14 protein-coding genes are annotated in these 11,330 nt (G+C 71.5%); 11 read left to right on the top strand and 3 right to left on the bottom strand.

Annotated features, from left to right (window positions below; all coding sequences use genetic code 11):
• Window positions 1-19: 19 nt before the first annotated feature.
• Together ETD85_RS09905 and ETD85_RS09900 are read right to left on the bottom strand one after the other, a co-directional pair.
• The gene (locus ETD85_RS09905) at window positions 20-430 is read right to left on the bottom strand and encodes a tautomerase family protein (protein WP_138689332.1); all 411 of its coding nucleotides are present in this window, start codon (window positions 428-430) and stop codon (window positions 20-22) included.
• 59 nt (window positions 431-489) lie between these two features.
• Window positions 490-1,074, bottom strand: a complete 585-nt coding sequence (locus ETD85_RS09900; RefSeq protein ID WP_138689331.1) for a TetR/AcrR family transcriptional regulator — start codon at window positions 1,072-1,074, stop codon at window positions 490-492.
• Window positions 1,075-1,173: 99 nt separating this feature from the next.
• Here ETD85_RS09900 and ETD85_RS09895 point away from each other — a divergent pair, with 99 nt between their 5' ends.
• The 10 genes from ETD85_RS09895 (at window position 1,174) to ETD85_RS66735 (ending at window position 9,086) form a co-directional block, all read left to right on the top strand.
• Window positions 1,174-1,566: a GntR family transcriptional regulator gene (locus ETD85_RS09895; protein WP_138689330.1), complete on the top strand. Its 393-nt coding sequence runs from the start codon at window positions 1,174-1,176 to the stop codon at window positions 1,564-1,566.
• Complete coding sequence (locus ETD85_RS09890; RefSeq protein ID WP_138689329.1) at window positions 1,563-2,450, top strand: ABC transporter ATP-binding protein; 888 nt, start codon at window positions 1,563-1,565, stop codon at window positions 2,448-2,450. Before ETD85_RS09895 ends, ETD85_RS09890 begins: the two co-directional genes overlap by 4 nt.
• On the top strand, window positions 2,447-3,502 hold the full coding sequence (locus ETD85_RS09885; RefSeq protein WP_138689328.1) for a transporter: 1,056 nt from the start codon (window positions 2,447-2,449) through the stop codon (window positions 3,500-3,502). Before ETD85_RS09890 ends, ETD85_RS09885 begins: the two co-directional genes overlap by 4 nt.
• Before the next feature lie 21 nt (window positions 3,503-3,523).
• The gene (locus tag ETD85_RS09880; RefSeq protein ID WP_138689327.1) at window positions 3,524-4,717 is read left to right on the top strand and encodes an alpha/beta hydrolase family protein; all 1,194 of its coding nucleotides are present in this window, start codon (window positions 3,524-3,526) and stop codon (window positions 4,715-4,717) included.
• A 133-nt stretch (window positions 4,718-4,850) separates the two neighbouring features.
• On the top strand, window positions 4,851-5,285 hold the full coding sequence (locus tag ETD85_RS09875) for a hypothetical protein (protein WP_138689326.1): 435 nt from the start codon (window positions 4,851-4,853) through the stop codon (window positions 5,283-5,285).
• Window positions 5,282-5,503: a hypothetical protein gene (locus tag ETD85_RS09870; RefSeq protein WP_206058212.1), complete on the top strand. Its 222-nt coding sequence runs from the start codon at window positions 5,282-5,284 to the stop codon at window positions 5,501-5,503. Before ETD85_RS09875 ends, ETD85_RS09870 begins: the two co-directional genes overlap by 4 nt.
• 278 nt (window positions 5,504-5,781) lie before the next feature.
• Complete coding sequence (locus tag ETD85_RS09865; protein WP_138689325.1) at window positions 5,782-7,500, top strand: carbohydrate binding domain-containing protein; 1,719 nt, start codon at window positions 5,782-5,784, stop codon at window positions 7,498-7,500.
• Window positions 7,501-7,678: 178 nt separating this feature from the next.
• Complete coding sequence (locus ETD85_RS09860) at window positions 7,679-8,152, top strand: signal peptidase II (RefSeq protein WP_206058211.1); 474 nt, start codon at window positions 7,679-7,681, stop codon at window positions 8,150-8,152.
• Between the two features lie 167 nt (window positions 8,153-8,319).
• Window positions 8,320-8,880 (top strand): substrate-binding periplasmic protein, encoded by a 561-nt coding sequence (locus ETD85_RS66740; protein WP_138689324.1) that lies wholly within the window; start codon window positions 8,320-8,322, stop codon window positions 8,878-8,880.
• A complete protein-coding gene (locus ETD85_RS66735; RefSeq protein WP_138689323.1) occupies window positions 8,844-9,086 on the top strand; it encodes a transporter substrate-binding domain-containing protein in 243 nt (80 codons plus the stop codon). Before ETD85_RS66740 ends, ETD85_RS66735 begins: the two co-directional genes overlap by 37 nt.
• A 58-nt stretch (window positions 9,087-9,144) precedes the next feature.
• On the opposite strand, the gene ETD85_RS09845 is transcribed toward ETD85_RS66735, so the two are convergent.
• Window positions 9,145-9,918 (bottom strand): glucose 1-dehydrogenase, encoded by a 774-nt coding sequence (locus tag ETD85_RS09845; RefSeq protein WP_138689322.1) that lies wholly within the window; start codon window positions 9,916-9,918, stop codon window positions 9,145-9,147.
• 274 nt (window positions 9,919-10,192) lie between these two features.
• Here ETD85_RS09845 and ETD85_RS09840 point away from each other — a divergent pair.
• Window positions 10,193-11,330 (top strand): ATP-binding protein (locus ETD85_RS09840; protein WP_138689321.1); only part of this gene is annotated, 1,138 nt, incomplete at its 3' end.

The following is an 11,330-nucleotide window of genomic DNA, read 5'->3' as shown; positions in this document are numbered from 1 at the left end:
GCCGGATCGCGGCCATGCATCACCGAACGATTCGATCAGGCGCCGCGGCGATGGCGTAATGGGCCACCCCGTCGGCGAACGACCAGTCGATCGGCTCGTTCTCGGTCAGGGTGACGAACACGTTCCGCGGCTCGGTCCCCGCGTAGTCGCGGGCCAGCTCCGCGATCCGCCGGTAGAGGGCCTGCTTCTGCGCGGGCGTGCGGCCCGAGCGCATCGTGATCGCGACGTACACGAGGCCGTCGTCGCGCGGCACGCCGGGGAAGCCGTCGTAACGCAACGTGCTGCGGGTGCCGTCGTGGCCGGTCAGAACCTGGAAGCGGTCGTCGGGCGGGATGCCGATGGTCTCGACCAGGGCGTCGTGGACGGCCCGGCCGAGCGCGTCGAGCCGGTCGGGGCCGGCGCGCAACGCGTCGATGCGGACGAAAGGCATGATTCTCCTATCGGAAGCGGCTGGCCGGCTGGGCGTCGCCACGCCGGCCGTGATCATCGTCATGCGGGCCGGGACGGCTCCTGGCGGGCGTGGCAGGCGAGCAGGCCGAGGGCGCCGTCCACGGCCTGGGCGTACACCTCGGCCGAGCCGGCCGCGCGGGCCAGCACGTAGCCGCCCTGCAGCACCGCCACCAGCGCGGTGGCCGTGGCCGCGGGGTCGAGCCCGGCGTGGAGCTCCCCGCTCGTACGACCCTCCGCGAGCAGCCCGGCCAGGCGTCCGGTGAGCCAGGCGAAGGTCTCCTCGATCGGCGCGCGCAGGTCCGGGTCGGCCATCACGTCGGGGTCCTGGGTGAGGCGGCCGACCGGGCAGCCTTTCAGCGCCTCCCGCTCCCGCCGCAGGTAGGCGGCGACCCGCTCGGACACGGTGCCGGAGCTCGTGAACGCGGCCTCCGCCCGGTCCCTCAGCTCCTCGGCACTGCGGCTGATCGCGGCGAGCGCCAGGTCGGGTTTGCCGTGGAAGTGGTGATACATACTGCCCTGGCCCGCCCCGGAGCGCGCCTGGATCGCCTTGGGGCTCGTGCCCACGTAACCGCGCTCCCACAACAGCTCGCGCGTGCTCTCGATGAGACGTTCCCTCGTGTCCATGACAGCATCTTACATACTAGTAGGTACAACGGCCCGCGTTGCCGCCTGCTCGGGCATTCCTCTATAGTGCTATCTAGATAGATAAATGGAGGAGTGTCGGTGATCGAGTTCCACTTGGACAGCAGGTCAGGTCTGTCGCCGTACCAGCAGCTCGTCCAGCAGGTGCGGCACGCGCTGCGGCTGGGCCTGCTGGCGGAGGGCGACCAGCTCCCTAAGGTGAAGGACGTGGTGGCCGGGCTGGCGATCAACCCCAACACCGTGCTCAAGGCCTACCGGGAGCTCGAGCACTCCGGGCTCGTCGCCGCCCGCCCCGGGGTCGGCACGTTCGTCACGGCGACGCTGACCGGCGCGTCCGTGTCCGCGCTCGGCCCGTTGCGGCAGGACCTGCGGCGCTGGCTGCGCAAGGCCCGCCTGGCTGGGCTCGACGACGAGAGCATCGAGGCGCTGTTCATGACCACCTTTCGGGCCGCCGCAGAAGAGGACATAGCTTGACCTCGGTTCTGCGGGCCCAGGGGCTTGGCAAGAAGTACCACCGGGACTGGGTGCTGACCGGCTGCACGCTGGACGTCCCGGCCGGGCACGTGACGGGGCTGGTCGGCCCCAACGGCGCCGGCAAGTCGACGCTGCTGAACCTGGCCGCCGGGATGCTGGCACCGACGTCCGGCACGATCGAGGTGTGCGGCGGGGTCCCCGGCAGCGGCGCGGAGCAGCTGGCGAAGGTCGGCTTCGTCGCCCAGGACACCCCCGTGTACGCCGGGCTGACCGTCGCCGAGCACCTGCGCCTCGGCGCCCGGCTCAACGCGGGCTGGGACGACGCCCTGGCCCGGCACCGGATCGAGCGCCTCGGCCTGGACCCGGACCGGCGGGCCGGAAAGCTGTCCGGCGGGCAGCGCGCCCAGCTCGCCCTGACGCTGGCCATCGCCAAGCGGCCCGAGCTGCTCCTCCTCGACGAGCCGGTCGCGGCCCTCGACCCGCTCGCCCGGCGGGAGTTCCTGCGCGACCTCATGGAGACCGTCGTCGAACACGGGCTCAGCGTCGTCCTGGCCTCCCACCTGATCGCCGATCTCGAGCGCGTCTGCGACCACCTCATCGTGCTGGTCGCCGCGCAGGTACGGCTGACCGGAGAGGTCGACGAGCTCCTGGCCACCCACCACCGCCTGACCGGGCCGCGCCGCGACGAGACCTCGCTGCCCGCCGACCAGGAGGTCATCTCCGCCAGCCACACCGATCGGCAGTCCACGCTGGTCGTCCGGACCGAGGGGCCGATCCTCGATCCGGCCTGGACGGTCGGCGCGATCGGCCTGGAAGACCTCGTCCTGGCGTACCTGGCCCGGCCCGCCGCCGGCCTCCGCCCCTCCTTGGAGCTGCTCCGATGATCTGGCTGACCTGGCGGCAGTTCCGCGTCCAGGCCGTGACCGTGTTCGCCCTCCTCGCCGTGCTCGCCGCCCTTCTCGTGCTCGCCGGCCGGCCGCTGCTCGGCTCCGCCGGGCCGATGACCACCGCGGACGACACCCTGTACGACGCCTGCCTCGCCGCCGGGTACGGCCTGCCCGCGCTGATCGGCGTCTTCTGGGGCGCCCCGCTGGTCACCCGAGAGCTGGAGACCGGCACCCATCGCCTGGTGTGGAACCAGGGCGTCACCCGCACCCGGTGGCTGGCCGTGAAACTCGCCGTCACCGGCCTGGCCGCCGTCGCCGCGTCGGGGCTGCTCAGCCTCGCGGTGACCTGGTGGGCCGGTCCCGTCGACGCCGCCGGCCGGCCCGCCGTCATCCTCGTCGACCTGACCGCGCCTGGCGCGGCGTCCGACGCCGCGTCCTTCGCCGCCCGGCTCTCGCCGCTGGTGTTCGGCGCGCGCGGGGTCGTGCCCGTCGGCTACGCCGCCTTCGCGTTCGTCCTCGGCGTCGCCGCCGGGATCCTGCTGCGCCGCACCGTCCCGGCCATGGCCGCCACCCTCGTCGTGTATGCCGCCGTCCAGGCGGCCCTGCCCTTCGCGGTACGCCCGTACGTGCTCCCCGCGGCCCAGGAGACGGTCACGATCACGGTGGCGAACGTCTCGAAGCTCGGGGTCGACGACTCGGGCGACCTGGCCGACCTGGCCGTGGCCGGGCCGCGCGGCGCGTGGGTGCTGGCCAACGAGACCCTCGACGCCTCGGGGCACGTCACCCGCCCGCCCTCCTGGCTGGCCGGCTGCATGTTCCAGCCGCAACGGGAGCTGACGATCCGGCCGGGAGCGGAGCCGGCGTTCCACCCCACGGTCCGCGAGGAGTGCTTCACGAAGCTGGCCGCCCAGGGCTACCGGCAGCAGGTGACCTACCAGCCGGCCGGCCGCTTCTGGGCTCTGCAGTGGATCGAGACGGCGATCTTCCTCCTCCTCACCGCTTTGCTGACCTGGCTCTGCCTCCGGTGGACCCGCCACCGGCTGACCTGAAAAGGAACAAGGAAACCCCTCATGCATCGAGTGATCGTGCGTCGTGGCCTGGCGGTCGTGACCGGCCTGCTCACCCTCGCCGTCTGCGCCGTACCGGCTGCCGCGCAATCCCGCGCGGCGGCAGGCTCGGCGGCCGGGGCGGCCGTGCCGTACCTGCCGGAGCCGACCGGGCCCCAGGCGGTCGGCACCACGTCCTTGTATCTCAAGGACACCTCGCGCCCCGACCCCTGGGTTCCCTCGGTGAAGGCCAGGGAGCTGATGGTCTCCCTGTGGTATCCGGCGAAGGCGCCGGGCCGGAAGCGGGCGCCGTACATGACGCCCAAGGAGTCGGAGCTGCTCCTCAAGGACGGCGAGATCACCAGCGTGCCGGCCGACATCCTGAGCAAGACGCGTACCCATGCCTTCCTCGACGCCAAGCCGGCCGGCCGCAAGCGCTCCCTGCCCCTCGTCGTGCTCTCCCCCGGCCACAGCAAGCCCCGCTCGGAGCTCACGGCGCTGGGCGAGGACCTCGCCAGCCGCGGCTACGCGGTCGTCGCGATCGACCACACCTACGAGAACGTCGCGACCACCTTCCCCGACGGGCGGGTCACCACCTGCGTCACGTGCGAGATCAAGAAGAACCCGGCGTGGTGGGCGACGCTCGCGAAGAGCCGGGCGGCCGACGTCTCCTTCGTGCTCGACGAGCTGACCGGGTCGCAGCCGAAGTGGAAGCACGCCGGTCTGATCGACCGGTCCAGGATCGCGATGGCCGGCCACTCCGCAGGAGGGGCGAGCGCCGTCGCCGCGCTGCTCGCGGACTCCCGCATCCGCGCCGGCATCGACATCGACGGCACCACGGAGGTCGAGATCCCGGAGGCCGGGCTGGCGCGGCCGTTCCTGTTCCTGGGCAAGCCCGCCACCTACACCCCGGGACAGGGCGACGCGGCCGCGACCTGGGAGCGTGACTGGAAGCTGCTGACCGGGTGGAAGCGCTGGCTGCTGGTGACCGGGGCGGAGCACACGTCCTTCACCGACCTCGGCGTGCTGGTCGACCAGCTCGGCATCGAGGACGGCGCCGACATACCCGGCGAACGCGCCATGAAGATCACCCGCCGGTACGTCGCCTCCTTCTTCGACCTGCACCTACGCAAGAAGCCCCAGCCGCTGCTGGACAAGCCGTCCGCGTCCTATCCCGAGGTCAAGTTCTGCGCCCCGGAGACCAAGACCTGCGCCTAGCGGCCGGTCGTCGCCGAACGGGCCGCCCGCCTTCCGTCCCCCGAAAGTGATCGCTTCCGTCGGCTCATCTACTTTTGGATGGCAAAAGTAGATGTCGAGTGGGAAGTACTTTCGCGATCGAGAGGGCGGCCCGATGACCGACCACGACGTCTCCGCCGCGCGTGAGGCCCCGCGGCAGACCGGCGATGCGCGCGACGCGGCCAGGGCCCGGCCGCCGGCTCCGCCCTGGTACGCCCCGGCCCGCGGGCTGCTCTTCGCGACGGCGCTGATCCTGCTGCAGGGCCCGTGGAACCATCAGGCCTCCTACCTGATCGCGGGCGTGGTGGCCGTGGTGGCGTTCCTGTGCGTGCACGGGGTGGTGGTGCGCCGGGGCGGGGTCAGCGCCGTGCCCGGCGGGACGATCGCCGAGCGGGTGCTGCGCCGGCTGGTCCCGGCGGCCGCGTTCGGCGCCGGCTGGCTGGCGGCCGTCCCGTTCGGGCAGGCCGAGGGCGCGTTCGCGTCAGCCGTGCTGGGCGGCGCGGCCCTCTGGGCCGTCGCCGCCTGGGAGGAAGGCCGGGCGCGGTCATGAGCGGCCCGCCGCCCGCGCTCGACGAGACGAGCCAGTACCCGACGCGGCTGACCGTCTTGGGCTTCTTGTCCGGCTGCCTGGAGGCCGAGTTCGCCGCCGTCCGCGACTACGCGCGGATCTCCGATGCGAGCGTCTGTGACCATGTAACGGTCGTGGCGACGGTAGAGGCCGGTTCATTCCTCCTCGTCGAGCTCGCGTCCGCCTGCAATTCTTTCTGAAAATTGCTGCAAGCTATTGCAGATCGGGCCGCCAGTCAGTAGCTTCCGGGGCAACCCCGGAAACGTCACCATGGAGGCCCCCATGGGGTGCCGACGGCCACGGGCACCGCCCTCGGGCGACGCCGCCCGATCGACGACGCGCTCACCATGCCGAGGCCGCGCGAGCTCCCGGCACCCCCGACTCCCGGCACAGGCCCCCGCACAGACGAACGGGCCAGGTGGTGGCTCACCCGGCCCGTCCCACGGGATCCCGTCACTCATCCTGGAGACCCCTGCTCATGAAACCGTACAAATCCATCATTACGGCCGCGTTAAGCCTGCTGGCGAGCGCCGCCATCACGGTCCCCGCGCTCACCGGCACCTCCGCCGACGCCGCGACCGGCGTCGGCGTGATCGCCAACCTGTGGAACTGGAACTGGCGGTCGGTGGCCACGGAGTGCACCGACGTCCTCGGCCCCGCCGGGTACGGCGCGGTGCAGGTGTCGCCGCCCGAGGACTCGATGACCAAGGGCGGCTCGGTCTGGTGGGACGTCTACCAGCCCGCCCGCTACGAGCTGACCAGCAAGTTCGGCGACCAGGCCGCGTTCGAGAGCATGGTCCGCGCCTGCCACGCGGCCGGCGTCAAGGTGCACGTGGACGCGGTCATCAACCACATGACCGGCCAGGGCAGCACCAGCTACGGCGGCTACACCTTCGGCAAGTACGACTACCCCGGCCTCTACTCGGCCACCGACTTCCACCGGCCCACCTGCTCGATCACGAACTACGGCGACGCCGCCAACGTGCAGGGCTGCGAGCTCGTCGGGCTGTCGGACCTCGACACCGGCTCGGACGCCGTCCGCACCAAGATCGCCGCGTACCTGAGCAAGCTGATCAGCCTTGGCGTCGACGGCTTCCGCATCGACGCGGCCAAGCACATCAGCCCCGCCGACCTGGCCGCGATCAAGGCCAAGCTGCCCGGCTCGCCGTACTTCGACCAGGAGGTCATCTACGGCGCGGGCGAGGCGGTGCAGCCGAGCCAGTACACCGGGATCGGTGACGTGCAGGAGTTCGTCTACGGCCGCAAGCTGCGCGAGCAGTTCACCGGCCAGATCAGGTACCTGCAGAGCTTCGGCCAGAGCTGGGGCCTGTCGGTGGCCAGTGACAAGGCCGTGGTGTTCATCGACAACCACGACACCGAGCGCAACGGCTCGACGCTCAGCTACAAGAGCGGCGACGCCTACCGGCTGGCCAACGTCTTCATGCTGGCCTGGCCGTACGGCACGCCGAGCGTGTACGCGGGCTTCACCTGGAGCGACAGCGAGGCCGGCCCGCCCTCGTCCGGCGGCGGGTACGTCACCGACACCGACTGCGCCAACGGCAGGTGGACCTGCTTCGACCGGCAGATGACCGGCATGGTGGGCTTCCACAACGCGGTGGCGGGCACCTCGGTCGCCAACTGGGCCGACGACGGCGGCAACCTGATCGCCTTCAGCCGGGGCGACAAGGGCTGGGTCGCGATCAACAACGGCGGCACCGCCGTGACGCGCACGTTCACCACGGGCCTGGCCGCCGGGACGTACCAGAACGTGGCGGGCAGCGGCTCGGTGACCGTGGCCGCGGGCGGCACGGCCACCGTCACCGTCCCGGCCAAGAGCGCGATCGCCGTCCGCGCCGGCGCGTCCGCCTCGCCCTCCCCCACGCCGACCGGCAACCAGGCGACGGTCTTCTACCGGACGGGGTGGAACCCGGCCTACATCCACTACGGCATCAACGGAGCCTGGACCGCCGTGCCCGGGATCGTCATGGACGCCGCCTGCACGGGCTGGAAGAAGAAGACGGTCGACCTCGGCACCGCGACCACGTTCCAGGTGACCTTCAACAACGGCTCGGGCTCGTGGGACAACAACCACGGCGCCGACTACACCATCGGGTCCGGCCGCACCACCGTCCAGGACGGCGTCGTACGGGCGGGCGCGGCCGATCCGTGCGCGCCGGCCGCGCTCACCGGCGCCTAGACAAGGGAGGCACGACCTGCGCCTGATCGCCCAGCCGGATTTCCCGCCCGGGGCATGACGGGCCTGGCCCAGGTTCGCTAGATTTGCTGAAAAATTCGCAGATTGCGGGGCACGAGTGTCGGTCGGACGCGGTTCGCAGGGGACGAGACGAGGCCTGCGGCCAGGTGGGTGGACGCTCGTGCTGGCCGCCGCGGTGCTGCTCGCCGACCAGGCCGCCAAGCTCTGGGCGATCTCGGCGCTCTCGGACGGCGAGCGCATCGCGGTGATCCCGGGGCTGATCCAGCTGCGGCTGGTGTTCAACCCCGGTGCCGCGTTCTCGATCGGCGAGGGGATGACGTGGGTGTTCACCCTCGCCGCCGCCGTCGCGGTCGCCGGCCTCCTGTACGCCAACCGCGGGTTGCGCTCGCCCGGCTGGGCCGTCGTGCTCGGCGCGCTGCTGGGCGGCGCCACCACCCACCTGCTCGACCGCCTCTTCCGCCCGCCCGCCTTCGCCCAGGGACATGTCGTCGACTTCATCGACTACGGCGGCCTGTTCGTCGGCAACATCGCCGACATCGCCCTCACCGGGGGCTGCGCCCTGCTCGTGCTGCTCAGCCTCCGTGGCATCCCGCTGAGGGGGACGCCAACCGGCGAGGAGCCCTCGCTCTCCTAGGGCGAACTCGCCCGCCACAGGGCCGCCCATCGCGACACCCACCTGCGGAGATAACCTGTTGCCACGAAGCAATCACTGAACGCGCACGGGCGCGCCGGCCTGGCGCGGCTGCGCCGCACCTCCGGCGACGGCTTCACCACACCGTTCCGAGGCAGGCAGGTGGCGCCATGAACCCGCGGGCATACGCGGTCGGGCTGGCGTTGCTGGGGCTCGTGTCCTGCGCTCCCCTGTTTCACGCCGCGCCCTCGCCGCCCATGGTGCTGCGCATCGGCACCTATTTCGACAACCCGCCGTTCGAGTTCATCTCCGGCGGGGCCGAGGCCGGATTCGAGATCGACCTGATGAAGGAGATCGCCGCCCGGCTGGGCCGCAGGCCCGAGTTCGTCGGCACGCGCTGGGAGCGGATCCTTCGCGAGACGCAGGAGGGCCGCTACGACTGCATCGTGGGCGGCATCACCATCACACCGGCCCGCGAGAAGATCCTCTCCTGGTCCGCTCCTTACCTGACCACGACGCTGAGCCTCGTCACCGACGCCCGGAGGAACCCGGCGATCCGCGGCATCGGCGATCTGAAGGGCGCCTCGGTCGGGGTACAGGCGGCGACCACCGACTATGACGTCGCGTTGCGGATGCGGGCCGAAGGCGAGATCGGCAAGGTGGGGGTCTATCCCTCGACCGCATCGAGGACGCCATGCGCGACCTCGGCGCCGGCCGGATCACCGCGGTGATGAAGGTCTTCCCCGTGGCCGCCTGGCTCGCGCGGAAGGCTCCCGGCCTTCGGATCGTGGCCCAGGTCCCCGACGCGCCGCAGCCGCTCGGCATCGGTTTCAGCAAGGCCGACCCCGGCCTCGTGGCCGCCGTCGACCAGGCCCTGGCCGCGCTGAAGCGGGACGGCTCCTATTCCGAGCTCGCCAGGAAGTGGGGCGTGCCCTGACGCATGCCGCGCGCCTGCCGCTCCCGCTCTCGCCGCGGGCGTTCCGGCCCGGCGGCGGTCAGCGGGCCGTCATGGCTCCGTCGACGGCCATCGGCAGGCCGGTCACGAAGGACGAGGCGTCGGAGCTGAGCCAGGCGATCGCCTCACCGATCTCCGCCGGGAGCGCGTAGCGCCCGATCGGGTGGTAGGCCGCCGTCTGCTCCAGCGTCATGATCCCCTGCTGGATCAGGTCGTCCACCATCTGCGTGCGCACGGCCCCCGGGCAGATGGCGTTGACCCGGATGCCCGAGGTGGCGTATTCCAGGGCGGCCGCCTTGGTCAGCCCCACCACGCCGTGCTTCGCGGCGATGTACGGCGAGACGAGGGGCGCCTCGATGCCGACGAGACCCGCCACCGAGGCCACGTTGACGATCGTGCCCGAGCCCTGCTCCAGCATCTGGGCGAGCTCGTGCTTCATGCACCACCAGACGCCCTTGAGGTTGACCTCGAACGAAGTGTCCCAGGACTCCTCGCTCACCTCGTGGAAGCGGCCGTCGCCCGCGGTGTCCACCCCGGCGTTGTTGACCGCGCAGTCCAGGCGCCCGAACCGCTCGACCGTGAAATCGACCATGGCCTTGACCGCGTCGCCCCGCCGGACGTCCACCCACGTGAATGCGGCCTCGCCACCCTCGGCCCGCACTTCGGCGACCGTGCGCCGGCCGCCTTCCTCGTTGATGTCGGCGACCACCACCTTGGCGCCGTGCCTGGCGAACACCGATGCCGTCGCGGCTCCGATGCCCGACCCGGCGCCCGTGATCAGCGCTGTTCTGCCGTCAAGAAGTGAACCTGCCATTGAGAGCGACTCCCGGTTCTGCTTTGAGGGGGTGGGAAGTGGCACCGTACTGGACAGTTGATCAACGTGTCGACATCCGGGAAACGCCGTCCGGCCGCACCCGCGAGAACATTTCGCAACAAGGTGACCGCAGTGAGTAAATGTCGTAAGATCCGGTGTTACTCGCTCCGCGATCATGTGAGATCGGCCGAAACAGGGCCGTCGCTGCGCGTTCGGTCCCGTCGCGTCGCGTTCGCGGTGACTGTGATCGACTCGCCGACGAGGAAGCCTTTTGATGTCAGTACCGGTACGTACTCGCCACCGCGCGGCAGGCCCACGGCTGGACGAACCCCTGGTCGTACTGGCGACCGCGGTCGTCGTCACCGGGGCAGCCGCGCTGACGGCCGTGCTCACCGCCCCGGCGACGACCCAGGTGTTCCTGGCCTGGGCCCTCGGCGCCGCGGCCGTCCTGGTGTGCGGCGCGGTCACGCTCGCGGCGTACGGCAGGCAGGAGAACCGGCGGCTGCGCGGCCGGCTCGCGGCCAACGACGAGGAGCTCTCCCGGCTGGCCGTGGAGACCATGCCGGGAACGGTGGAGCTGATCCGCAAGGGAGCCTCGGCGGAGTCCGTGCTCATGGCGACCCCGAGGCCGGCCGGCAAGGCCCAGCGGCAGATCCTGCACACCTTCGTCAACGAGGTGAGCAGGGAAGAGCGCAAGCGGGCCGCCACCACCGCCGCGTGCGCCAGCGCCGCCGGCCGGGTGCAGGCGCTGGCCACCAGCATGCTGGCCGACCTGCGCAAGATGGAGGACACGCACGACCGGATCACCCTCGGCGACCTGCTGAAGCTGGACCACACGACCGCGCAGGCCGGCCGGCTGGCCGACAGCATCGCCGTGCTCACCGGGGCGCGTTCGGGCCGGCGCTGGACCAAGCCGATCGTGATGGAGAGCATCCTGCGCGGGGCGATCGGCAGGATCAGCGCCTACCAGCGGGTCCGGGTGCACTCGGCCAGCACGTTCGCGATCTCGGGCCACGCGGCCGAGGGCGTCATGCACGCCCTGGCCGAGCTGATGGACAACGCCACCAGCTTCTCCCCGCCCACCGAAGAGGTGCACGTATACGTCGAGGAGGTCAGCGCCGGGATCGTGATCACGATCGAGGACTGCGGCCTGGTGATGAGCCCGGCCGCGCTGGCCCGCGCGGAACGCGCCGTCTCCGCCGAGCCGCTGGACTTCACGACGCTGTCCGGTTCGCGGCTCGGGCTGGCGGTCGTCGGCTGCCTGGCCCGCAAGCACGGGCTGATCGTCTCCTTCCGCCCGTCCTCCCGTGGCGGAACCGGCGTGGTGGTCATGATCCCGCAGCAGCTCATCAGCCAGAACGTCCCGGCGCCGCAGGCGGCACAGCCGCCCGCCCGCACCCCCGCCGTCCAGC

The organism is Nonomuraea zeae (assembly GCF_005889725.1).
Classification (GTDB): domain Bacteria; phylum Actinomycetota; class Actinomycetes; order Streptosporangiales; family Streptosporangiaceae; genus Nonomuraea; species Nonomuraea zeae.
The sequence above is the reverse complement of the archived record's forward strand: the minus strand, read 5'-3'. Positions and strand labels throughout refer to the sequence as shown.

Coding starts and splice junctions, on each gene's coding strand:
- ETD85_RS09900 (WP_138689331.1), bottom strand. CDS start 1,074: ATGGACACGAGGGAACGTCTCATCGAGAGCACGCGCGAGCTGTTGTGG.
- ETD85_RS09880 (WP_138689327.1), top strand. CDS start 3,524: ATGCATCGAGTGATCGTGCGTCGTGGCCTGGCGGTCGTGACCGGCCTG.
- ETD85_RS66740 (WP_138689324.1), top strand. CDS start 8,320: ATGAACCCGCGGGCATACGCGGTCGGGCTGGCGTTGCTGGGGCTCGTG.
- ETD85_RS66735 (WP_138689323.1), top strand. CDS start 8,844: ATGCGCGACCTCGGCGCCGGCCGGATCACCGCGGTGATGAAGGTCTTC.
- ETD85_RS09870 (WP_206058212.1), top strand. CDS start 5,282: ATGAGCGGCCCGCCGCCCGCGCTCGACGAGACGAGCCAGTACCCGACG.
- ETD85_RS09885 (WP_138689328.1), top strand. CDS start 2,447: ATGATCTGGCTGACCTGGCGGCAGTTCCGCGTCCAGGCCGTGACCGTG.
- ETD85_RS09905 (WP_138689332.1), bottom strand. CDS start 430: ATGCCTTTCGTCCGCATCGACGCGTTGCGCGCCGGCCCCGACCGGCTC.
- ETD85_RS09845 (WP_138689322.1), bottom strand. CDS start 9,918: ATGGCAGGTTCACTTCTTGACGGCAGAACAGCGCTGATCACGGGCGCC.
- ETD85_RS09865 (WP_138689325.1), top strand. CDS start 5,782: ATGAAACCGTACAAATCCATCATTACGGCCGCGTTAAGCCTGCTGGCG.
- ETD85_RS09875 (WP_138689326.1), top strand. CDS start 4,851: ATGACCGACCACGACGTCTCCGCCGCGCGTGAGGCCCCGCGGCAGACC.